This is a genomic window from Leptospira sarikeiensis (genome assembly GCF_004769615.1).
Lineage (GTDB): Bacteria > Spirochaetota > Leptospiria > Leptospirales > Leptospiraceae > Leptospira_B > Leptospira_B sarikeiensis.
Genome location: NZ_RQGF01000011.1, coordinates 23,733 through 44,704 on the forward strand (window position 1 = coordinate 23,733; position 20,972 = coordinate 44,704).

A 20,972-nucleotide genomic window follows, 5' to 3' on the forward strand; every position below is an offset into this window, starting at 1 on the left:
AATACATGAGTGAATCATTGATCCAAATCCAAAAAGAAGGCAAATTAGCAATTTTAGAGATTAATCGTCCTTCCGCATTAAACGCACTAAATGAATCCGTATTGAAAGAGCTGACTGCGGCCTTTCATAGTTTAGAAAAAGATGAAACGACCCGTGTTGTGATCATTACAGGACAAGGAAAAGCTTTCGTCGCAGGCGCCGACATCGCAAATATGAAAGACTTGGACGTAAGTGGTGCAGAAGAGTTTGCAACCCTTGGACAAGGGACCTTTGATCGGATCCAAAAAAGTAAACTGATCTCCATTGCTGCAGTGAACGGATTTGCGTTAGGTGGGGGACTGGAGCTTGCACTTGCATGTGATATTCGTATCGGATCCGAAAAAGCTAAATTAGGTTTACCTGAAGTTTCTCTTGGACTTATTCCAGGATTCGGAGGAACCCAAAGATTATCCAGATTGATCGGGTATGGAAGGGCAGCGGAACTTATTTTTACCGGAGACATGATAGGTGCAGAAGAAGCTTACCGTATCGGTTTATTAAATAAACTCGTTAAAGACGGAGATGATCTGATCTCTGTTGCGAAAACGATTGCAGAATCTATTTTAAAAAGAGGGCCGATTGCCGTTGCTACCGCTAAAAATACGATCCTAAACGGATTGGATACACAATTCGCTAAAGGGATCGAATTGGAAAAAAAAGAATTTTCTAATCTATTCTACGGAAAAGAATCCAAAGAAGGAATGACCGCATTTCTAGAAAAAAGAGCTCCGAATTTCTGATCTAGTATGAAAATCTTTCGGATTTCCTTATTTTTTCTGATCTTACTTTCGCCGATCGCAGGTTGGGGAGAATACAATTCTCCCCTATACCTTGAAAAGACTACGATTTATATCGGAGATCATCCGCTCTTAGTTGAAGTCGCGAATACGGACGAGTCCAGACAGAGAGGTTTGATGTTCCGGAAAAAAATGGGGGAGAATGAAGGAATGATCTTTATCTTCCCAAATGAGGATTACGTTTCCTTTTGGATGAAAAATACCTTAATCCCATTGAGTATCGCTTATTTTACTCGTGATAAAAAATTAACTGATACATATGAAATGGCCCCGAACCAAACACAGGTATTGTATCATTCTACAAAAAAAGTGATGTATGCTGTGGAAGCGAATCCTCGTTGGTTTGCTAAACGTGGGATCGGAAAAGACGCCGTTCTTAAGATAGAAGGAAGATTTGTAGGGAAGTGAGATCCGCCCTAAGACGGATCCCTTTCGAAGAAATTAAAGAGCTTCAGCAGCTTTTAATTGTAGATCTTGTAAACTTTGTGCTTCCACAACTTTAGAAGATTTTAATTTACCTTGCTCGGTAAGTTTTAAGATCACTTGGGATCCAACCGACTGAGAGGTAACTTCGATCTCTGATAATTTTCCGTCTTTTTCTACAAAAAATTTTCCAGGCTGAGAACGGAAAGCAGTTAAAGTTTCGGATTTTCCTTCTTTAGAAACTGCAGTCATATCCATTCTTGAACCGAAATCAGAATAAACCAGAGTCAGTTTTTCTCCTTCTTGTTCGAATGATTTTGCGTATCTTCCTTCTTTGTCGTACTCGTTTAGTCCAACAGGGTTACTTCCGGACCAGAACTCGATCAGGTTGAAAAGAAGAAAATCGATAAAACCACCGATCGCCATCAAGATCCCGAAAGGAATATAGAATAGGATGGTTTTTACGATTTTAGCAAGAAGGCCACCGCCCACATTAATTCCGTCGTTTGCATTGTAAAAAACTCTTACAAGTGCGAATTTACCGAAACAGTTTGCCAGGGTACCAAAACTGACTCCTACGATTACCAGAGACAGGATGATTTTTTTTAAAACGTTTTTTACCATTTAGAACGGAACTCCTTTGTATAAATGGAATGGAAACTATGAATACAGGATGGAAAAAATCTTGCAAGAGAATTCCATTCAGATCCGAGTTTTGAAAGATAAAATCTTGACTAAGCAAATTCGGACTCTGAGGACCCTCTCGAAACGATGAGAATCCCTTGACCTAGTTCCAGTCCCGGTATTTCTGGACTAAAAAAAGACGGTTTCAATTACAGGATCGTCCTTTAGGCAACTGCCTTTTTATTTAGGGAACCAAAGTGATATTTCCCACACTCGAATTCTTTCTCTTTTTCTCCTTTGTATTTATAATCCATTGGTACGTATTACCTGCGATCTTTCCGGATCATAAACTTAGAAAAACACTGATCCATATTTTCCTGCTTATCATGAGCTATATTTTCTATATGAGCTGGAACTGGAAATTCGGCGGGCTCATACTATTATCCACGGTAATCGATTTCTATTTAGCGGATAAGATCTACGAATCCAAGGATCAGGTTTTTCGCAAAAGAATGATCGTGATCAGTCTTGTTCTGAACCTGGTATTCATTTTAGGATTTTTTAAATATTACGGATTCTTAAGTGAGAATCTAAATGCTCTCTTACATTCTTTAGGATTTCAGGGATTATTCCCTATCCTAAAGATCGTTCTTCCTGTCGGGATCTCCTTTTATACATTCCAGAGTTTGAGTTATACGATCGATGTGTATCGAGGTGCGATCCCTTCCGAGAAAAATTTTATACGATTTGCACTATTCGTTTCCTTTTTCCCTCAGTTGGTCGCAGGACCAATCGTTACTGCGAAAAGTTTTCTTCCTCAGTTAGAGACAGAAAAACGGATAGAAGATATTCCATTCAGAAAGGCGATCCGCTATTTTCTAATGGGTTATTTTAAGAAGGTAGTCTTATCGGATAATATTTCTCCGATCGCAGATCTCATTTTTAAAAATCCGGATTCTTACTCAACAGAAGCATTATGGCTTGCAGCATTACTCTTCTGGGTGCAGGTATATTGCGATTTTAGCGGTTATACGGATATGGCGTATTCTGCTGCACTTCTTCTAGGTTATGAATTGCCTGAGAATTTCAGAATGCCTTATCTTTCTCAGTCTGTTACGGAGCATTGGAGAAGATGGCATATCACTCTTTCTACCTGGCTTAGAGACTATGTGTATATTTCTCTCGGGGGAAATCGTGTAGGATTATTCCGACATAGATTCAATGTTTGGTTCACAATGTTTGTGGGAGGAATTTGGCATGGGGCCAATTGGACCTTCCTCATCTGGGGTTCCATACAAGGAGGCTTTCTTCTTGTAGAATCTATATTAAAAGAATGGAAAGCGAAGTTCTTCCCTGATCTGAAACTTTCTCCTACCTGGGATAAAATTTTAACCCCAACTAGAATTCTTTATGCAAGTATCGTTGCAGTCACCTTTGGAGTGATCTTTAGATCCGCAAATATAGAATCCGCTCTGAAAATGATCCACGGAATGTATGTGTATCAGAGTGGGGAACTTCGCCCTTATATGTTGAAGCAAGGAGTTCCTGCCATTCTCTGTGTGATTTTAGGGCATTACTTGGGATGGTTGATTTACGAAAAAGGAAAGGACTTCAAAATTCCAGCATGGTTAGAATTTTCACTCTATCCGATCGCTGCATTCTGTCTCGCGATCCTAAGTCCGGACGGAGAGATCCCTTTTATCTACTTCGACTTCTGAAAAAGTAAAAGGCTGGACACTTGCAGAATTCGTTTCTATTTTGAATCCCTGCTAATGAGCGATCCCGGTCAAAAACCCAGAAGCCCAAGATTTTATCCCAGAGATTTCGACGAGTACATCGTGCAGGTGGATTCCGGCTTGATCACGTTAGAAGGCAAACTTGGAAATATTTCGGAATCAGGGATCTGTATTTTGATGAGTGGGGAAGATCTTCCAGGCTCATCACCGATAGAAGGTTCCGTGATAGAAAGAAGGACCGGAAAACGTTTGGAATTTCTAGGAGACGTGGTTTGGAAAATCCCAAAACAGGTAGAGGCCAAACAGAAATTTTTATACGGGATCCGTTTTAGAGATCCTCTGGAACTAACGGAGTCGTTAATTCTGATCAACCTTTCCCTCGAAGGCTAATTATCCTTTTTTTTCCGGTGCTTAAGCCGCCATTTTTATTGCAAAGACCGCCAAATAGCAGTCCCATGTCGTAAAGGCTTTTAATGATCGAAACCGACAGTCCTCATCGCAAACAAACAGTCCGAGAAAAGGAAATCCAACTTCTGAAGCAGATCAAGGAAGGGGATGACAAAGCGTATATAGAGCTTACCGGACCTTATAGAGAAAGATTATACCGAAAAGCTGTCTCCATGGTAAAAGATGGGGACGATGCAGAAGATATAGTTCAGGATGCTCTTATCTCAGGATACCGCTCTATCCGCAATTTTAGGGCGGAATCCGGGGTATATACCTGGCTTTACCGCATCGTGGTCAATAAATCCAAGGATCTTCTGGCCAAAAGAAAACGAGCCAGGGAGAATTCTATGGACGATTCGGAGTTCCAGGTCACCGACGACCGGATGGGCTTCGAAAAAAAAGTAGAACTTTCTGACGAGAGCGACTATCTAATCAACAAAATAAGCGAACTCGAGGACATATATAAAGAAGTCATCGAGCTCCGGTATTTCGAGGAAATGTCCTATTCACAAATAGCTGATATCCTCGGAACAAATATCGGGACAGTCAAAAGCCGGCTCTTTAAGGCGAAGGAATTTTTGAAACATCTGATTCTGAAAGATGGTAAGGGCGAAGGCTTTTTTAGGTAGTAAGGTATATGGAAAAACAGACAGGAAAACAACAAGGCTTTGGCACGAAATTCGGTCTCACGAGCATCTTTCAAAAGGAAGATCCGGATCATGTCAAATTGGAAAACTCTCTCGTTAGAGCAGTTTCAGAACTCAGATACGAGCAATTGAAGGAAGTTCGTCTTTCTAAAGATTTTGATCTTCGTTTAGAGAATATGCTTAAACAAGTAAGCTTCGACGAAGAAACTTCTTGGTCCAAGTTCTCCAGAAGTTTTGTTTGGAACCGTTCCTTCCAATATTCCTTAAGCGCTGCTCTTGCGATCTTAGTTCTCGCAGTAACAGTAGGCCGCTTCTCTTCTTCCAATGAAACAAGTGTTGCAGAAAGATCCGGAACTCTTTCGGTTGGGACTGATCGCGAATTCGTGGATCTTCCTTCTTCTGCAAAAGTAGATGTGGACTTAAACTCCCGTCATCTTTTAGAAATCGCTAAAAATCCCCAAGCTTCTAAGACATTAGCTTCTTTAGAGCAATACTTTATCGAAAAAGGCGATTATAGAACTGCACAAGAAATCCGCCACGTTCTAGAATCTACCGGCAAATAAAGATTCCTAATTTTCAAACTTTCGCACGGAGACCACCGAGTTCACAGAGACTTTGGTGGTCTTTTTGTTTCAACTGAGAGCCTCTGTGCTTCTCAGTGTGCTCTGCGAGAAAAGGTTCTTCCCTTACTCTTCATTTCACGTAAAACTCTGAATCCAGATTCATTTGTAGGAGCTCCTACATGGATTGAGCGTGATTAATTTACTTGTAAATTTCTGAATTTTATGTTAGGCGTGTAAGCGCTCTCCCACGGGCAACTCCCCACCACCCGAACTGGGCGGGGGCTGTTTTTAGAAAAATGGTTCGATGAAGGTTGGGCGTGCTGATGCAGAGTGGTCACTCGTTTGACCTTTGGTCATCGACTCGCTTCAAGCGGTCGCCTTCTCGCTTCTATTGTCGCTGCGAAGGGCCGGGGGCCGATTTTACAAATAACCGCTTAAGGTAACATTTAGATTCGAAAGGCAGCTCTGAATAGGGTATTCGAGGAGGCGGTTCCCGAGTGACTTGCGAAGCAAGTTGTATCGAGGGGCCGTAAATATATAAAATCTATCGAACAAGGTTCCTGCGATACGATTCTCACTTCGCTCGAATCACTCAGGAACCGACCTATCTTCCAATCTCCGCGACTCTGCGTGAAAAAACTCTGTGGCTTTTAAGGCTCCGCGCCCTTTTAACTAAACTTTCAATCTTTTATGATATAACCCCGGATCCAATGAATCCAGTATCCGTTTTGCTTCTTGGGCCATTTCTCCGTAAAGGATAGAAGTCCTGGAGTCGAGTAGTGCGCAGCAGAGTTGGATCATTCTGCATTTCACCTTAAATTCAGTTCCACCTTTGCGTAATCCGAGAGAATCTCTAAGTCTGAATAGTTCCGTGCGGATCTGTTCCAATTCCTTGTCGCTCATTTTACGGATCTCTTTGAATACAGCTCTTTCTAAGAGCAGAACGGGAAGTGCTTCTTTGAGTTCACCTTCTTCTTTGAATTCCTCTCTTAAGATATTGATAGCGGAGAGGATCGGTTCGGAGCGAACTGATTCCAGTCGGATCGCACTCGGTTCTTTTAAGAATGCATCTCTGTATAAGAGTAAGCCTTGAGAATGATTTCCTGTTTGGTAGGCACATTCAGCTCGAAAGAATAAAAGTTCTGGGGAGAATTTTTCCAATCCGGAAGAATCTCTTAGGACCTCAGAGGCAAGTTCTGTATCTTCTGCAAGTAATAGGCGATACGCAAGTTCTGCGATCAATGCAGGAGAAAGAGACTGGATCCCTTCTTTTCTAAGAGCGATCCGGACCTGATCCGTGGTTTCCTGCAAGATAGAATTCATTGCGGAATGATAGGAAAGATCTTTAGGGTAAGATTTGGTCTTATATACTGATTCGAAATCTTTTAGGAATTCAAGAAGAAGCCCTGTTCTTTCTCTGCCTTCTTTTGTGAGATGGATCCTGTCGATCCTATGATCCCAAAAGGAAGAAATATAAAACCCCGAGGCATACTCGGGGTTTTCCGGATTTTCCTCCAACAAAGAATCGAAACCGTTACGAGCTAATTCGAATTCTCCTTCGGATAAATGTCTAATTGATTCTTCGTAGGTCCGGTCTTGGTCCATCAATGGGCGGCTTTTTTGTCGTGATGTTTGCTGACCTGTTTTACGATCTTATCTTCCAAACCGTCTATACAGGAATAGATATCTTTGTCTTCGTGTTGTGCATTAAATTTGCTTCCGTCTGCTGCCAAATTTAAATTCGCACTGATCAGTCCATGCACCTGTTCGAATGAAATTTCCATCGAAACTAATTTTTGAATGTATTTAGAGACTCGTTCTAATTTTTTTCCGGCATATTCTTCTGCCGTTCCGGAATGATCCAAATTCTTCCAATTAAAAACGATTTTCATGTAAGCCTCCGCTATTTCTATTTCTGGATTCTCAAAGTTTTATCATAGCACAGATGCAGATCGAAAAAACTAAAGAAACGTATTTTTTGGACGGGAAAAGAAAGGGGCATCCCAACCCAGGAATTCCTGTAAGATTAGGATGGAAAAAATCAGAGTCAAATCAAAAAAAGCGCCCGCCCCGAAAGGGGCGGACCAGGGAAGTTAGAACTAGAGATGGGATGATTTCCTAGCGTTTCTTAGTCCTTGTTTAGAGTCAGGCTTGGCTGTTTCGCAAAAGCCAGGCTGCATGCTTCCTGGTATTTTTTCAGACCTTCTTCCTCTGCGTGAAGAGCAGAATCAAGGTCACCAATCTTTTGGTATACATGGATAACTTCTTTAATGTTCTCTAATGCCTGGCAGGATTTGCCGAGACGGAATTCGGAGATGGATTTTAGGTAAAGGACCAGAGCGTATCCGGAACTTTCTTTATCACCAATTTTCGTTCTCACGGCTAAGGACTGGTCGTAAAAAGCGATTGCACCTTCATAGTCCCTGGTTTTTTGTTTAAGGCTTCCCAGGGCAGTAAGCTTATTTGCTAGCTGGATGTCTGATTCCGGTGTATAACTTTTAAACGAAGCTTCTATCACGTTGGTCTCAGGTTCTGCATAAATTGCAGTGGAGATGCTTAAAATTAAGGCAATTTTAATTAATTTGTTCATCTTTTTAACTCCCAGCCGGGGCTTTGTCTATAATATTGCAAACGCCGTGCCAAGTTTCTAGGAAAAGCTAGATTTTTTTTCAAATTTCGAATCTCGGAATCCGATAAAGGGGAATTTGGGCCCAGTTGGCACGCTGTTTGAAACATGCCCTTACTTTAGCGATTTTGGGCCTGTTTGGGAATGGGTAGAAGCGTCAGGAGTTCCTTCCACTTCGTTAAGATCCTATTAAAAACCAGGGATTTCACGCAGAAGCCGCGAAGCCACAGAGATAAGCGTATCACATAAATTCTCCGCGCCTTTGCGCCTCCGCGTGAAAAAATCTCTGCATCTCCGTGTCCTCTGTGCTCTCCGTGCGAAAATTAAAGTTGTTTAGGTTGGTTTCTCACAGAGTTCACTGAGAATACAGAGCTGGGCTTTGTGGAATCGGGGAAATGTGTGTTTAATATAATTTTGTAGTAACTACAAAATTTTACTTGATATTGTTTTTTAGATCGATTGCGATTAGTCTTAAGGTTAAGGAGAGGATCTTTAAATGGGACTGCGTGAGATTAAAAAGGCGAAAACTAGAAAGCTGATCTCTGATATCGCTCGTGATCTATTTATAGAAAGAGGGTACGAGGCAGTTACAATTGTTGAAATTGCAGAAAAGGCAGAAGTAGCAGTTACCACACTTTTCAATTATTTTCCGACCAAAGAGTCTCTCATCTTTGATCTTGAGGATGAGATAGATACTGATATATTAGAGGCGATCAGAAGCCGAAAAAAAGGCCAATCCATTTTGGATGCACTTCATGGATACTTTCTATCTAGCAAACTGTTCAATCCACCGAATAAAAAGACATTCTCCGGATTTGGAAAATTAATCAGGTCTTCTACCGAATTGAGTTCTTACCTAAGAGGTCTATGGGGCAGATACGAAAATACCTTGGCTAAAGAGATCCAGGACGATTCCGGTGTGAATAAATTGGAAGCGGAATGTTTAGCAAAATTACTTTTAGAAGGCGTAAGCTATGCGTGTAATTCTACATCTCCCAAAGAAACCTTAAATCTCACGTTCAAAATTTTGAAAAACGGTTGGAACAAGTGAATCATTAAAACGGAGAAACATTAAATACTCATGAATAATAATCAAAATAAACCTATTTACGATGTGATCATTTCAGGCGCCGGTCCTGTCGGACTTTTTTTAGGATGTGAATTAGCTTTAGCTAAATGTAAAGTCCTAATACTCGAAAAGGCAGAAGATCCCAATTCTATATTGAAACAAATTCCTTTTGGGATACGAGGGCTCTCTTCTCCTACGATCGAAGCTTTATACCGCCGTGGTTTGTTGGACGAGTTTGAGATCCATAAACGTATGAAGAGCCCTCATCAAAATTCAGGGCAGGGTGGACAAAGGCAAGTGGGACATTTTGCAGGCATCCCATTTCATGAAGGAAATATTAAACATTCTGAGTGGATGTATCGACTCTCTAGCTCGAACGAAACGAATTTAATATCTGAAATGTTGGAGATAGAAACTATACTCTCTCGTCGTGCCAAAACCTTGGGAGTAGAGGTTAAGAGAGGATTTGCGATTACCGATTTTCAACAAACTGAGAACGAAGTAACCGTTCAGTCAAACGATCTTTCTTTCGAATGCAAATGGCTCGTGGGTTGTGATGGAGCCCGCAGTATAGTTCGTAAATTAGGAGGATTTACATTTGATGGAACAGAACCTGAATTTACAGGTTATTCCACAAAAGTTGATATCGCAGATCCGGAGAAGCTTGGGTCGGGTAGAGTCGTAACTCCAAAAGGAATGTATCTGCAGTCTCAGCCTGGTTACGTAATCATTCAGGATTTTGACGGAGGAGCTTTCCATAGTTCTGAAAAACAGATCACCTTGGAACATGTGCAGGATGTATTACGTAAGGTCTCGAATACAGATGTTACGATCAGCGCTTTGCATGCGGCAACTTCTTGGACAGATCGAGCAAGACAGGCCACGAATTATCGAAACGGGCGTGTATTTTTAGCGGGGGATGCGGCTCATATTCATTCTCCACTAGGAGGCCAAGGTTTGAATCTTGGAATTGGAGATGCGATGAACCTAGGCTGGAAACTCTCTTCGGCAATCCGTAACAAAGCTCCGGAAGGTCTATTAGATAGTTATTATGCGGAAAGATATCCGATCGGGGAAAAGGTTTTGGATTGGTCTCGTGCGCAAGTGTCTATTATGAGACCGGATCCATATGGTCGAGCTATGAATTCGATCATTCGAGACTTAATGGATACGAAAGATGGAGCGACTTATTTTGCGGGTCGAGTTTGGGGGATCCATACTCATTACGATCTTGGAGAAGGTCATCCTTTGCTCGGTCATAGTGTTCCGAATTTCGAATTAGAGGATGGAACAAAGATCGGAACACACATGAGAGAAGGACATGGTCTTCTTCTTGAATTTGGAGGAAGCACTTCTCTGAAAAATTTGGCGAGTGAGTATAGAAGCCAACTGGAATATGTTAATGGTCGACCGAAAGAAGATCTAGGTATTCGAGCTGTACTTGTGCGTCCCGATGGCTATATAGCTTGGATCTCAGGCTCTGAGCCTGATGAAAGGTCCATCAGGCTCGCGGTGAATTTGTGGTTTTCACAAGATGCGAAGAAAACCACGGAGAGTTTAACCTAAAATTTCTTCCAACTCAGGGTCGGAAGTTTTTTTACTCTGTTCGAATGGGTATTTGAGATTCGTTAGACTTGCGATCTCATGCATACAATCATGTAGGAAATCTTCCGGATCCATGCTGGAATCAAAATGTCTGAGTTTTCCTGCGCGCACGATAAAACTTGTTCTGCGTAAGAAACCCCGAGGTTTATATTCTAATCCAAGACATAGGACCGGCAGAGGACTTTCCGGTTTTCCTACGATAAAACGAAATCCGCCCGGACGACCTCTTCCCATTTTGTATGGGATTGTGGTTTGTTCCGGAAAGATCACGAGCATATTCCCTTCATTCAAAACCTTTTTGGCGAAGAGTAGATCGTTCTTACTCTTACGAGGTTCTTTTCTGTTGAGAGGGATCCCTCCACATTTTAAGAAATAGTCCATATAGATTGGAGCAGCGAGTGAATCTTTCATGATCGCCCAAATATCCATTCTTACATGATACAAGGCCTTGGATAATCCGAGTGGAATATCGTCGTTTCTTTGGTGTTTGGATAAGACTAAAACTTGGCCGGTCGTTGGCACATTTTCTAAACCGTATACTTCGGTTTTATAGAATAAGGAACCGTATAGCCTTCCGAACCAACGTAGGGCTCTTCTTGCGAGTTCGGAACTTCCTGGATGGGGTTTTTGAACGGATGATTTCTTGGATGACATCATAGGGTAAGAAGTAATTCGGCTAGGAAGGTTGCAAAATAGAGGGCCGATTTTTTTACATTTTTACTACAAAAAATGTTTGGGTATGTTTCGCACAGAGTCCACGGAGATCACAGAGATTTGTATATTTCGGGATCCTCAGTGAACTCTGTGTTCTCCGTGCGGAAGACGCGGGTTTTTGTCCGTTCTAATGCTATGTGTCCGTTTCAAATTTGACTTCGCTTTGCTGCGGCAGGGATCGTAGCGGAAATCCGGCGGTGCGCTATGGAATGGCGAGCCGCTGATTGAAGCGAAGAGCCCGGTCCGAGTGAAACGAGGAGTCGCCCAAATCTTTTCGGAAAAAACGGATAGCCGGGGCACGGTTTTTGTTTATATTCGTTTTGGAAGGTCTGCCGGATGGTCGCGCTTTCTTTTCTGATCGAGTGGATTTTTCCCTCATTCGGGGAGTTTGTGAGGAAAGTCCGGACACCATGGAATCGCGGGACCGGGTAATTCCCGGAGTTCAATTTCGTAAGAGATTGAATATGGAAAGTGCAGCAGAAAATATACCGCTAGTTTTTCTAGTAAGGGTGAAATGGCGGGGTAAGAGCCCACCGCTGCTTTTGTAAATTTGCAGGCAATGTAAACCCTCCCGGGTGCAATCTCGAATAGGCGGCCATCGTTGATTCCGCAGGGCCGCGGGTAGAGAGCAAAGAGTCTTTTCGGCAACTAAAAGACCAAGATAAATGATCATCGCTCGTAAGAGTACAAAATCCGGCTTATAGGTGGATCTTCCAATGCAATATTTTAAATTTCTAAGAGGATTCATCTACCTTCAGGAGCGCAGCGACTATACTCCGACGTTTGGATGCATGCAATTTTTTGAAGTTCATCCGGGTTGTCTTCGTGCGGCCAAGTTCGGATGGCCGTAGGCGGACCTTCCAGTGCAATTGTTTTTCGCACAGAGTTCACGGAGAGCACAGAGTTTTAGCGGTTTGAAATTTTCTCAGTGATCTCTGTGTCCTCCGTGCGAACTTAAAAATCTGAGAGCAGCATTTTAGTATAAAAGCTCATTTTGGGAAACGGGGTTTTAGGATTATTATTATGGAGTGGTTGGAATTGGGAGATGGGATCTTAGCTCTTATTCTTGGATCCGCGTTTGCCGCTTCCATCGCATTTATTATTAATTACTTCATTAAATATACTGATTTGAGGTTAAAAGATAAACGTAGTTTTCTTCGTTTGCCTGTTGCCTATAGATTTGTAGGTTTTCTTTTGCTGTCCATGGTCCCGGTCATATTTATCGGAGATCTTTATTTTTCTTTTCAAAAGAATGGAATTCTTTCTTATCCGGATCCGATCTTATTTTTGGTTTCCGGCATCTTGCTTTTATGCGGAATTTTGCTCATACTCTATTGCAAATATTATGTAATTATCCTAGAGCAGGACGGTATTTTATCTCGGGGAGTTTTTCGAAAGCGTAGGAAAATTTTCTGGAAAGAGATCGAATCCATCGAATTCAAAAAGTCCGCTTTTCTCTTGTACGACGGTAATAACAAGATTGAAGTGGTTACACTTTTATCCGATTTCGAAGTTTTTCTTTTCGCATTAGAAAAATCTGTCCCTTCGGATGTCTGGGAAATTGCTTTTTTAGATTACCAAGCACAATTAAAAAGGTCCGGTGTGTAAGGAAGTTGGGCGATTTTGTGAACACAATTCCTTTGAGTTTAAGGAAAGTTAATCTACTATTTTCTAAAAATTGCAATATAGAGATCGAGAATTATCAGTTAGAAAAAGAAAGTTCCGACTATAACGCCGCTCTCTTTGATCTAAATAAAAAGAAGGTTATTTTTAGATTAGCGAAAATTACTCCTAAAAAGATCGGCTTTTTTGTTACTCTTTGGAAAAGGAATATAAGCGGAGTCACAATACCATTTCAGTCAGATGATAAAATTGATCTGATTATAGTTGAAGTCAGAAAATTAGATCGGATCGGGCATTTTATTTTTCCTAAAAGTATTCTTATTGAAAAAGGAATTATTTCTTCTAGAAGAGAAGGAAAAAGAGGGTTTAGGATCTATCCTCCTTGGGAATCGGCCTTGAACAAACAAGCTACCTTGTCACAACTTTGGCAATCTCAGCATTTCTTTGAGCATAAAAGAATAACTGTAGACGATGCTTTACGTCTCAGAAAATTAATTCATCTTAAATAGTAATAATTGTATTTTTATTATAGAGGCGAATCTTCAACTGGCAGAGTAGTTTTGGATTTCGTGAATATGCGTAAAGATACAGCGATATAATGTGATTGAAGCGGAGGTGCAAAGAAATGGCGCTTAAAAGGATGGATAATGTTAGCATTATCGTAGAGGATCTAGAGGCTACGATTGCTTTTTTTGCCGAGATTGGTTTGGAATTTGAAGGCCAGACAAGAGTAGAAGGGTCTTGGGCGGATAATGTTGTGGGCCTCGAAGGTATGCAAGTCGATATCGCAATGATGAAAACTCCAGACGGTCATAGTCGTTTGGAACTAGCGCGATTTATTCGACCTACTGCGATCAGTCTGGAACCTAAACATGAGCCAGCGAATACTCTTGGAATTCGTCGCATCATGTTTGCAGTTGATGATCTAAGAGAAGTTCTTGCTCGTCTGGAAAAACATGGAGCTAAACTTATAGGCAAGGTGGAACAATATGAGGATAGTTATCTTCTATGTTACCTTAGAAGCCCGGAAGGTTTTATCGTTGCACTTGCTGAAGAGTTGAAATGAATTTGTGGAGCGGTTTTGTTTCTACGTGGCCTTTGCGTAGTGCAAAAAGGCAATTGTAGAATGAAGATTCATTTGTAGGAGCTCCTACATAGATCGAGTGATTTTAATTTGTTTGCCTTTTTCTCGATTTTATGTTAGGCGTGTAAGCGCTCTCCCACGAGCCACTCCCCTCCACCCAAAACAGGGAGGGGGCTGATTTTGGCTTGGAAAGGCTACCTAGTTAAACAAAATTTAGATTCATTTTTTCTGTGCATTTCTTTATAAAATGACCGTTTTTTTTTAAGGCGGTTATATTAGAAAATAACAAAGTATCAGGTGATTATTTGGATTGGAATAGTATTTGGGAACAGATTCGAGCAGAAGTGATTGCTTTTGTAATTGGTGGGATTATTTCCTATTTCATTTATTTTTTGGCAAGAAGGACCAGGCCGAATCAGATCGGGAATAAAATTGTTTTAAAATTTCCTACAGTGTATTGGTATCTTGCGTTTATTCTTCTTTTAGCGCTTCCGATCATTTTGCTCGGAGACTCTTACTCTTTGTATAAACAGAACGGTAAATTCGTTTTACCTGATCCGATCATGTTTTATATAATCGTTCCTTTAATGTTCTTGGCATTGTTTTTAATTTTCTATAGTAAAAATCACGAGATCATTTTGGAGAAAGATTCGATTGTTTCTTACGGACTCACACGAAAAAGAAAAGAGATCCAATGGAAAAGTATTTCGAAAGTTAGATTTCAACAGGGGGCTTTTCGTGTTTATGAACAAAAGAATTATATTGAGATCATTTCCTATTTAGCCGGTTTTGAAATATTTTTGGAGTATTTGAAAAAATACGTTTCGAAGGACCTCAGTGCGGAAGCTTTTCAAAAATATGATAAGTTTTTGAAAAACTCCTAAGTTTGTCTTAGAAGTTGCCTAGAGGACAACTTCACTTCTATTTGAAAGATAAATCAATTTAGGGTATAAATTCTTTCCTTTTCAGATTTAAGGCATTCTAATTTTCTAACATTATGTCCAAACCGGAAAGATACCCATACAGCGTTCAGCAAAAAGTTGCCTGGGGAGACATGGATGCATTCGGCCATGTGAATAATGTAGTTTACGCAAGATATTTCGAGACAGCCAGGGCCTCTTATTTTAATGATATGGGACTTTGGGAATCTCCTCAAAAACCTGCAGAAGGTGGCCCGGTCCTAACTCATATAGAAATGGATTATAGAAAGCAGGTAAGATTTCCCGAAACGATTGATATTTCCGTAAAATTGGAATCCGTAAAGAACAGATCGTTTTCGATCATTTGTTCCATGTGGAATCAGGCGGGGGAATGCGTGTTGACTGGAAAAGCGGAACTGTTATGGTTTAATTTTTCTACCGGTAAACCGGCGGCGATCCCAAATGCCTACAAGGAACAATTTCTCCAACAAAATAGCTGAAGAACCGGCAATCACAAGCGTAAAAGAATTTTTATCCGAGGAATCGCTTTCCAGATTTCGGTTTGCGATGTCTTTGTTCCTATTCTTCGCGGGTTTCGGTCTATTATTCGGGGATCCGGCAGAAAACGGACTTTCTGATCCTAGGTGGATCCGGATCTCTCACGTTACTCTCATTTTTATTTCTATATTCTCAAGTTTTAAATTCGAGAATTTTAAACGATATAGCGAACCCGTTCTTTTATTCCATTTCGCTATCATGAGCCTTCATTCATTTTATCTGTTATACATTAACGGATTATACTTAGGCTATTTATTCGGTCTGATCTTGGTGGTTTTCAGCACCGGAGTTTCCATCAATAATCGAAGGGTGTTAATCCCAGTTCTTCTTCTGTTTATTGCTGTCGCCTTTTTCGTAGGGATCCATGTGGAGAATCCTAAGATAGAAGTCGGAATGTACTATTTCGGATTAATTTCTTCCTCAATTCTTTCGGTTCTCGTAATCGGTTTTAGGATGAAAACCTTCGAAACTCTTTTAGAAGCAGATGTTCAGATGGAAAAATTCCAGGCGAATATCGAAGAGGAATTGGAGCTTGCTCAGACCACTCAGAAAAGTTTGGTGGATCTGGAATTTCCGGAAGCTGGGAATTTTAGGATCTATTCTTACTTTAAACCTTTGGAAAGTGTGGGTGGAGATCTTATTAAAACGGATCTCGCTAAACAAGGAGAACTGGATTTTTTCTTCGCCGACGCAGCAGGCCATGGAGTTTCAGCGGCAATGGTTTCTGCAATGGCAGTAATGGCCTTTAAAACAACTGCACCGATCGCAGAAAGCCCTTCTAAGGGGCTCACTCTCATTCACGAATCTCTTATGACTATGATCGGCGGATTTTTTATCACTGCAGTTTATATGAGACTCGATCGTGAAAAAAGAAGTTTAATTTATTCTTATGCAGGACACCATCCGGCAGTTCTGATCAAGCCGGACGGCACAGTCCAAGAATTAGCAGGAAAAGGAACTGTACTTTTGGCTCTTCCTAAATTATTCAATAAAGATTACGAAATTTTTCTAGAACCGGGAGATCGGGTCTTATTATTTTCGGATGGGCTTTTCGAATTTTACGGAGAAGGAAAAGAATTTTTCGGCTACGAATCATTTTTGGATCTGATCAGAGATTATACTTCTTTCTCGGGTAAAGAGTTTTTAGACTCTTTGGGGGATGCAGTTTTAGGGTTACATGTTTCTCCTTTGAAGGACGATATGACCATGCTTCTTTTAGAAGTTTTATAAAAACGTCTTGCTCTTCTTGTAGGAAGAGTTAGGATTCCGGCCTATGTGTGATACTTTTGTAGCCACCCCGGATGGTACTTCTTCCGGAAAAATGATCTTTGGAAAAAATTCGGATCGAGAGCCGAACGAGCCTCAATGCCTGGTCCGTTTTCCCGAAAAAACTCATAAGGAAAATTTACAGAGGGTCACATTTCGTGATGTTCCTATTTCTAAAAAGTCCAGAGAAGTCCTGATCTCTCGTCCTCTTCATATTTGGGGAGCAGAGATGGGGACAAATTCCAAAGGTGTTACGATCGGTAACGAAGCGGTTTTCACTAAAATCCCGATCGAAAAAAAGAACGACGGCCTGACAGGGATGGACCTACTTCGATTGGCTTTGGAAGGTTCAGACTCCGCTTCTGATGCCCGAGATCTGATCATAGAATGTTTAGAAAAATTCGGGCAGGATGCATGCGGAGGATATTCGAATCGGGACTTCTTCTATCATAATAGTTTTATTATCGCAGACTCGAAAGATGCATACGTTTTAGAGACAGCAGATAGATACTGGGCTTGGAAAAAGATCAAAGGATTCTATTCTATTTCCAACGGTTTGACCTTAGAGTCGGATTATGACGGACTTCATTCTCATGCGATAGATTTTGCAAGAGCGAAGGGTTGGCTTAAAAAAGGGGAAACATTCTCCTTTAGGGAAACTTTTTCGGATTCTCTTTTTACTAATTTAAGTAAATGTAAAATAAGAAGGAAGATCGTTTCTGATGCCGGAAAATTTTTCGGTTCCAAATTGGGTGTTATGGAAGCGATGCAGATCTTGAGATTGGAAGGAAAAGAGAAGGGTAGTGTTCCTATCTCGATTAGCCAAGGAGGTTTTCCTTCTAAAAGTTTAAGATATTCCCCTTCCGATTCAGGAATGGGTTCGGTTTGTTTGCATGCCGGAGGGCCTTTTTCTCCGAATCAAACAACTTCCTCCTTTGTTGCCGAATTGGATCCGAATCCGATCCACTCTCAGTTTTGGGCGACAGGTTGTTCTATTCCTTCCACTTCTATTTTTATTCCTTTCTCCGTTCCTGGAAAAACAGTAATGGAAGGGAATATTGTTCAGCCTGGGGCTACTCCTGATGCTTCCTTATGGTGGAATCATGAGATCTTATACAGATTATGTTTAAAAAATTACGATAAGGCAGTCTCCGTTTTTAGCGCGGAACTAAAGGAAAAACAAGAAAAGTATATTCAAAAAGTAGGATCTATTCTTTCCCAAAAAAGAAATGTTTCCTTAGATCCGATCACTAAGGAAGTTTTGGAGGAAACTTCTAAATTATATTATAAATGGAGAAACCAAGTTTTGGAATTGGCAGTGAATGGGAATATCCTGCCGAATTTTTGGACTTCTCCAGTTTATAATCTAAGTTGGGCGATCTGGAATAGAAAGGCAAGGATCAATTCTAAAGTGCTTAAGGGGATTGATTTGCCTTACGAACCCGCATATTTATGAATTCTACCAAAAGAGAGAATGCCATAGAGAAATAAATATATCCTTTCGGAATATGGAAATGTAATCCATCTGCGAATAACATCACTCCGATCATGATCAAAAAGGAGAGCGCAAGAATTTTCATTGTAGGATGTTCGTTGATAAAGTCGCTGACCTTTCCTGAAAAGATCAACATGATCACAAGAGAGATGATAACTGCTAAAACCATCACGGTTAAATTCCCGGAGAGCCCTACCGCAGTGATGATAGAATCTACTGAAAAAATAATATCTAAGATGATAATTTGTAGGATCACATTCAAAAAAGAAGGGGAAGTTCCGGAGCCTAGATCCGTTTCTCCTTCTTCCATTTTATGATGGATCTCGCTTGTACTTTTGGCGATCAGGAAGAGTCCTCCTCCTAACATGATCAGATCTCTACCTGTCACTACGAAATTCCCGACTTGGAATAATCCGTTTGTAAGACTTGCAAGCCAACTAACTGTAAAAAGTAATCCGATCCTAAATCCGAGCGCAGCGATTAGACCTATGGTTCTTCCGCTTCTTTGTTGTTCTTTCGGAAGTTTTCCTACAACTATGGAAAGAAATACAATATTATCGATCCCTAGAACGATTTCCATTGCAGTAAGGGTCAAAAGAGAGATGATTAGGTCTATTAGATGAAAATCCATTGTAGAAAGAAATTCGTCTAAGGATTAGAAAAGCAATCGATTTCCTTCCCCCCATGGGAGAAGATTTGAATAGAAGAGATGAAATTCCTACCTAAAGAAATTTTGGAAGCTCCGGTCGAAGGAAGAAATTTGATCGGCAAATTTTTAGGAGATAACCTTCCTCAAAAACCTAGCTTAGTCGTTTTTTTGCGTCATTTAGGTTGTATATTCTGCAGAGAAACTGTAGAAGACCTTCGGCTTTTCAGTTCTGAGATGGCGGCCTTGCCTCCTATCTTATTTGTATATCCGGACACTCTTAGAAAAGGAGAAGATTTTTTCTCTAGATTCTGGCCGGAAGCAAAAGTTGTTGCAGATCCTTCTGCCGTTTTATATGGAATGGCAAATGTTCAGGAAGGAAATTTATTAGAATTGGCCGGCCCGGAAGTATGGGTAAGCGCGGTTCGTGCTTTAGCAAAAGGAAATTTTTACGGAGTCCAAGGCCGGCATCTTTTAAGAATGCCTGGAGTCTTTTTGGTGTTAAAGGATCGTATCCTTTGGGAACATCAGTATAGACATATAGGAGACGAACCTGATTGGAGTAAATTACCCGGTTGTACTCCTCTTCCCAATGGGGAATATGATACCGGGATATTACCTGCCTAAGATAAGAACCTTTATTTCATTTTAAAGTAATTCTTATCCAATACCTTTACAGCAAAAATCTGCCATTCGATCCTAGGATTGATACTTGTGCTTTGGTAAGAAGTTTTTTTATCATAACTCGTAGTCGTACTAGTATTAAAAGAATAGCCTTCTTGTGCCTCGAACATAAATACAATTTCTGCACCATTTTCAGAAGCTAATTTTCGAACCCACTCTTCTCTAACTTTATTCCTATAAGTAATAGACTCTGGAAGACTTCCTGCATAATTTTTTGCGCTCGCACAAGGCCAAGCAAATGGATTAATTATATTAAAGCCCGGCAAAGGTAGAATTACTAGAGGAAAACCCCGGCAATATTCTCCAAGACCGTCTTCTTCTTCTGGTCGAATGAAATAAGGGATTGGATGTGAGCCTGGATGATTAATATAACCCTCGCGGAGCTCTACTTCTATTTTTCCGACAATTTCTATTTTATTCTTATATTTGTTTTCCACTTCAAAAAAGCCACTGTAACCCTTTCTAATGCCTAATGGAAGTGATTCTGTGTATATAATTACTTGTTCAGGAAGGATTGGGACTTTTTTGAACATTGTATTTGTCGGTGTGAAATTTCCATAAATACTTGGGGCAGCACAGCGACTGAAAAGGAGAATTCCAATCAAAACGAATAATACTTTTCTCAGAAAAATCATCAAAGAGATCCTTGGAACCGTAAAGATATAGTAAATTACAATCTTTTAGCTCCATTCGATCCGAAAAGCTTTAAATTAGTGGAGATTTCGGGAGAAGTTCATTTCCTTTATACGCATTAGATATGCTTTAAGTTAGAATTCTTTGTATAGAAAAGCCCCGTTCCAAGGGCTTTTCTTATTTCTATTACATTCTAGGGGGTGGAGGAGGAAGCGCCGCTTTACAAGCAGCGGATATTTTGTTTTCATTCTCTTTCAAACATCTCATATGTCCTCTACCTTGTTCCACGTTTTTACAATATTTTTCTTCGTCTTCCGCGCAGGCAGCCTTTACTTTTTCCATGCGAACTATCATGTCGTTGATATGCGTTTTGCAAGTTTCGGAAAGTTTACTAAGATTTTCTTTTAAACAGTTATGAGTTTCAGGACCTGGCCTTGCATCTTTGCAATAGGTTTGTCTTTCGGATTTGCATGGATCTTCTCTATGAGGTCTTTCTCCTTGTCCCGGTCCAGGTTGAGCGGAAATTGATACGGCGAATAATAAGATTAAAGCGCCACTTAAGATGAGTCTTTTCATGATGTTTGTCCTCGTTGCGGAAAGTTCTCTTGTTCTTCCCTTTTGTTTTTTATTGCGACCTGCTAAAGTAAGGTTCGGTTTCATTTTATATTTTTACTTGGTCCGCTTCAAGTAAGTTGCGCACAGAACTCGCGAAGAACGAAAGGAATTTATATATATTAAAAACCTCAGTGGACTCTGTGTTTTCGGTGAGAGTT

General features: G+C 40.6%; 24 protein-coding genes and 1 other RNA gene. 17 read left to right on the top strand and 8 right to left on the bottom strand.

All coding sequences use genetic code 11. The annotated features are described in order from the left end of the window. Positions 1–5: 5 nt before the first annotated feature. Positions 6–779: an enoyl-CoA hydratase-related protein gene (locus tag EHQ64_RS04205; RefSeq protein WP_135648260.1), complete on the top strand. Its 774-nt coding sequence runs from the start codon at positions 6–8 to the stop codon at positions 777–779. A gap of 6 nt (positions 780–785) precedes the next feature. Further along, the gene (locus EHQ64_RS04210) at positions 786–1,244 is read left to right on the top strand and encodes a DUF192 domain-containing protein (protein WP_135648261.1); all 459 of its coding nucleotides are present in this window, start codon (positions 786–788) and stop codon (positions 1,242–1,244) included. Positions 1,245–1,277: 33 nt separating this feature from the next. Here the strand turns inward: EHQ64_RS04210 and EHQ64_RS04215 are convergent, their stop codons facing one another. Continuing rightward, positions 1,278–1,883 (bottom strand): DUF3332 family protein, encoded by a 606-nt coding sequence (locus EHQ64_RS04215; protein WP_135648262.1) that lies wholly within the window; start codon positions 1,881–1,883, stop codon positions 1,278–1,280. A gap of 257 nt (positions 1,884–2,140) precedes the next feature. Here EHQ64_RS04215 and EHQ64_RS04220 point away from each other — a divergent pair, with 257 nt between their 5' ends. The 4 genes from EHQ64_RS04220 (at position 2,141) to EHQ64_RS04235 (ending at position 5,276) form a co-directional block, all read left to right on the top strand. Further along, positions 2,141–3,601 (top strand): MBOAT family O-acyltransferase, encoded by a 1,461-nt coding sequence (locus EHQ64_RS04220; protein ID WP_135648263.1) that lies wholly within the window; start codon positions 2,141–2,143, stop codon positions 3,599–3,601. A gap of 54 nt (positions 3,602–3,655) precedes the next feature. After that, complete coding sequence (locus tag EHQ64_RS04225) at positions 3,656–4,009, top strand: PilZ domain-containing protein (protein WP_135648264.1); 354 nt, start codon at positions 3,656–3,658, stop codon at positions 4,007–4,009. An 83-nt stretch (positions 4,010–4,092) separates the two neighbouring features. Next, positions 4,093–4,695 (top strand): RNA polymerase sigma factor, encoded by a 603-nt coding sequence (locus EHQ64_RS04230; protein ID WP_135648265.1) that lies wholly within the window; start codon positions 4,093–4,095, stop codon positions 4,693–4,695. Positions 4,696–4,703: 8 nt separating this feature from the next. Continuing rightward, entirely contained in the window at positions 4,704–5,276 is a 573-nt protein-coding gene (locus tag EHQ64_RS04235; RefSeq protein WP_135648266.1) for an LIMLP_12425 family protein, read from the top strand. Between the two features lie 672 nt (positions 5,277–5,948). On the opposite strand, the gene EHQ64_RS04240 is transcribed toward EHQ64_RS04235, so the two are convergent. The 3 genes from EHQ64_RS04240 to EHQ64_RS04250 form a co-directional block, all read right to left on the bottom strand. Next, positions 5,949–6,881 carry a tetratricopeptide repeat protein gene (locus tag EHQ64_RS04240; protein WP_135648267.1) on the bottom strand — a complete coding sequence of 311 codons (933 nt, stop codon included), beginning with the start codon at positions 6,879–6,881 and terminating at the stop codon, positions 5,949–5,951. Then, the gene (hpf, locus tag EHQ64_RS04245) at positions 6,881–7,168 is read right to left on the bottom strand and encodes a ribosome hibernation-promoting factor, HPF/YfiA family (protein ID WP_135648268.1); all 288 of its coding nucleotides are present in this window, start codon (positions 7,166–7,168) and stop codon (positions 6,881–6,883) included. The genes EHQ64_RS04240 and hpf overlap by 1 nt, the downstream gene beginning before the upstream one ends. A 236-nt stretch (positions 7,169–7,404) precedes the next feature. Next, positions 7,405–7,866 (bottom strand): tetratricopeptide repeat protein, encoded by a 462-nt coding sequence (locus tag EHQ64_RS04250; protein WP_135648269.1) that lies wholly within the window; start codon positions 7,864–7,866, stop codon positions 7,405–7,407. Positions 7,867–8,398: 532 nt separating this feature from the next. Here EHQ64_RS04250 and EHQ64_RS04255 point away from each other — a divergent pair. Together EHQ64_RS04255 and EHQ64_RS04260 are read left to right on the top strand one after the other, a co-directional pair. Continuing rightward, the gene (locus EHQ64_RS04255; RefSeq protein WP_135648270.1) at positions 8,399–8,953 is read left to right on the top strand and encodes a TetR/AcrR family transcriptional regulator; all 555 of its coding nucleotides are present in this window, start codon (positions 8,399–8,401) and stop codon (positions 8,951–8,953) included. Positions 8,954–8,983: 30 nt separating this feature from the next. After that, on the top strand, positions 8,984–10,537 hold the full coding sequence (locus EHQ64_RS04260; protein WP_135648271.1) for an FAD-dependent monooxygenase: 1,554 nt from the start codon (positions 8,984–8,986) through the stop codon (positions 10,535–10,537). Here EHQ64_RS04260 and EHQ64_RS04265 read toward each other — a convergent pair. Beyond that, the gene (locus EHQ64_RS04265; RefSeq protein ID WP_135648290.1) at positions 10,529–11,230 is read right to left on the bottom strand and encodes a lysophospholipid acyltransferase family protein; all 702 of its coding nucleotides are present in this window, start codon (positions 11,228–11,230) and stop codon (positions 10,529–10,531) included. The genes EHQ64_RS04260 and EHQ64_RS04265 overlap by 9 nt on opposite strands. A 384-nt stretch (positions 11,231–11,614) precedes the next feature. On the opposite strand from EHQ64_RS04265, the gene rnpB reads away from it, so the two are divergent. The 8 genes from rnpB (at position 11,615) to EHQ64_RS04305 (ending at position 18,197) form a co-directional block, all read left to right on the top strand. After that, an RNA gene (gene rnpB / locus EHQ64_RS04270) (RNase P RNA component class A) lies at positions 11,615–12,007 on the top strand. Between the two features lie 306 nt (positions 12,008–12,313). Next, on the top strand, positions 12,314–12,898 hold the full coding sequence (locus tag EHQ64_RS04275; protein ID WP_135648272.1) for a hypothetical protein: 585 nt from the start codon (positions 12,314–12,316) through the stop codon (positions 12,896–12,898). A gap of 17 nt (positions 12,899–12,915) precedes the next feature. Then, positions 12,916–13,422 (top strand): MepB family protein, encoded by a 507-nt coding sequence (locus EHQ64_RS04280; protein WP_246048589.1) that lies wholly within the window; start codon positions 12,916–12,918, stop codon positions 13,420–13,422. A 116-nt stretch (positions 13,423–13,538) separates the two neighbouring features. Then, complete coding sequence (locus EHQ64_RS04285; RefSeq protein ID WP_135648274.1) at positions 13,539–13,979, top strand: VOC family protein; 441 nt, start codon at positions 13,539–13,541, stop codon at positions 13,977–13,979. Between the two features lie 323 nt (positions 13,980–14,302). Beyond that, positions 14,303–14,881: a hypothetical protein gene (locus tag EHQ64_RS04290; protein ID WP_135648275.1), complete on the top strand. Its 579-nt coding sequence runs from the start codon at positions 14,303–14,305 to the stop codon at positions 14,879–14,881. 113 nt (positions 14,882–14,994) lie between these two features. Continuing rightward, positions 14,995–15,417, top strand: coding sequence for an acyl-CoA thioesterase (locus tag EHQ64_RS04295; RefSeq protein ID WP_135648276.1), 423 nt, complete (start codon positions 14,995–14,997; stop codon positions 15,415–15,417). After that, complete coding sequence (locus EHQ64_RS04300; protein WP_135648277.1) at positions 15,380–16,705, top strand: PP2C family protein-serine/threonine phosphatase; 1,326 nt, start codon at positions 15,380–15,382, stop codon at positions 16,703–16,705. The genes EHQ64_RS04295 and EHQ64_RS04300 overlap by 38 nt, the downstream gene beginning before the upstream one ends. A 43-nt stretch (positions 16,706–16,748) precedes the next feature. Next, a complete protein-coding gene (locus tag EHQ64_RS04305) occupies positions 16,749–18,197 on the top strand; it encodes a peptidase C69 family protein (protein ID WP_135648278.1) in 1,449 nt (482 codons plus the stop codon). Here EHQ64_RS04305 and EHQ64_RS04310 read toward each other — a convergent pair. Further along, positions 18,157–18,867: a TerC family protein gene (locus EHQ64_RS04310; RefSeq protein WP_135648279.1), complete on the bottom strand. Its 711-nt coding sequence runs from the start codon at positions 18,865–18,867 to the stop codon at positions 18,157–18,159. The two genes, EHQ64_RS04305 and EHQ64_RS04310, sit on opposite strands and share 41 nt — an antisense overlap. 78 nt (positions 18,868–18,945) lie before the next feature. Here EHQ64_RS04310 and EHQ64_RS04315 point away from each other — a divergent pair, with 78 nt between their 5' ends. Next, positions 18,946–19,509 (top strand): SelL-related redox protein, encoded by a 564-nt coding sequence (locus tag EHQ64_RS04315; RefSeq protein WP_135648280.1) that lies wholly within the window; start codon positions 18,946–18,948, stop codon positions 19,507–19,509. An 11-nt stretch (positions 19,510–19,520) separates the two neighbouring features. On the opposite strand, the gene EHQ64_RS04320 is transcribed toward EHQ64_RS04315, so the two are convergent. Then, positions 19,521–20,201, bottom strand: coding sequence for a hypothetical protein (locus EHQ64_RS04320; protein WP_135648281.1), 681 nt, complete (start codon positions 20,199–20,201; stop codon positions 19,521–19,523). Positions 20,202–20,385: 184 nt separating this feature from the next. Beyond that, a complete protein-coding gene (locus tag EHQ64_RS04325) occupies positions 20,386–20,859 on the bottom strand; it encodes a hypothetical protein (protein WP_246048590.1) in 474 nt (157 codons plus the stop codon). Between the last annotated feature and the right edge of the window lie 113 nt (positions 20,860–20,972).

Coding starts and splice junctions, on each gene's coding strand:
- EHQ64_RS04300 (WP_135648277.1), top strand. CDS start 15,380: ATGCCTACAAGGAACAATTTCTCCAACAAAATAGCTGAAGAACCGGCA.
- EHQ64_RS04315 (WP_135648280.1), top strand. CDS start 18,946: ATGAAATTCCTACCTAAAGAAATTTTGGAAGCTCCGGTCGAAGGAAGA.
- EHQ64_RS04265 (WP_135648290.1), bottom strand. CDS start 11,230: ATGTCATCCAAGAAATCATCCGTTCAAAAACCCCATCCAGGAAGTTCC.
- EHQ64_RS04225 (WP_135648264.1), top strand. CDS start 3,656: ATGAGCGATCCCGGTCAAAAACCCAGAAGCCCAAGATTTTATCCCAGA.
- EHQ64_RS04250 (WP_135648269.1), bottom strand. CDS start 7,866: ATGAACAAATTAATTAAAATTGCCTTAATTTTAAGCATCTCCACTGCA.
- EHQ64_RS04235 (WP_135648266.1), top strand. CDS start 4,704: ATGGAAAAACAGACAGGAAAACAACAAGGCTTTGGCACGAAATTCGGT.
- EHQ64_RS04320 (WP_135648281.1), bottom strand. CDS start 20,201: ATGATTTTTCTGAGAAAAGTATTATTCGTTTTGATTGGAATTCTCCTT.
- EHQ64_RS04255 (WP_135648270.1), top strand. CDS start 8,399: ATGGGACTGCGTGAGATTAAAAAGGCGAAAACTAGAAAGCTGATCTCT.
- EHQ64_RS04230 (WP_135648265.1), top strand. CDS start 4,093: ATGATCGAAACCGACAGTCCTCATCGCAAACAAACAGTCCGAGAAAAG.
- EHQ64_RS04295 (WP_135648276.1), top strand. CDS start 14,995: ATGTCCAAACCGGAAAGATACCCATACAGCGTTCAGCAAAAAGTTGCC.
- EHQ64_RS04205 (WP_135648260.1), top strand. CDS start 6: ATGAGTGAATCATTGATCCAAATCCAAAAAGAAGGCAAATTAGCAATT.
- EHQ64_RS04260 (WP_135648271.1), top strand. CDS start 8,984: ATGAATAATAATCAAAATAAACCTATTTACGATGTGATCATTTCAGGC.
- EHQ64_RS04275 (WP_135648272.1), top strand. CDS start 12,314: ATGGAGTGGTTGGAATTGGGAGATGGGATCTTAGCTCTTATTCTTGGA.
- EHQ64_RS04210 (WP_135648261.1), top strand. CDS start 786: ATGAAAATCTTTCGGATTTCCTTATTTTTTCTGATCTTACTTTCGCCG.
- EHQ64_RS04215 (WP_135648262.1), bottom strand. CDS start 1,883: ATGGTAAAAAACGTTTTAAAAAAAATCATCCTGTCTCTGGTAATCGTA.
- EHQ64_RS04325 (WP_246048590.1), bottom strand. CDS start 20,859: ATGAAACCGAACCTTACTTTAGCAGGTCGCAATAAAAAACAAAAGGGA.
- hpf (WP_135648268.1), bottom strand. CDS start 7,168: ATGAAAATCGTTTTTAATTGGAAGAATTTGGATCATTCCGGAACGGCA.
- EHQ64_RS04310 (WP_135648279.1), bottom strand. CDS start 18,867: ATGGATTTTCATCTAATAGACCTAATCATCTCTCTTTTGACCCTTACT.
- EHQ64_RS04240 (WP_135648267.1), bottom strand. CDS start 6,881: ATGGACCAAGACCGGACCTACGAAGAATCAATTAGACATTTATCCGAA.
- EHQ64_RS04285 (WP_135648274.1), top strand. CDS start 13,539: ATGGCGCTTAAAAGGATGGATAATGTTAGCATTATCGTAGAGGATCTA.
- EHQ64_RS04305 (WP_135648278.1), top strand. CDS start 16,749: ATGTGTGATACTTTTGTAGCCACCCCGGATGGTACTTCTTCCGGAAAA.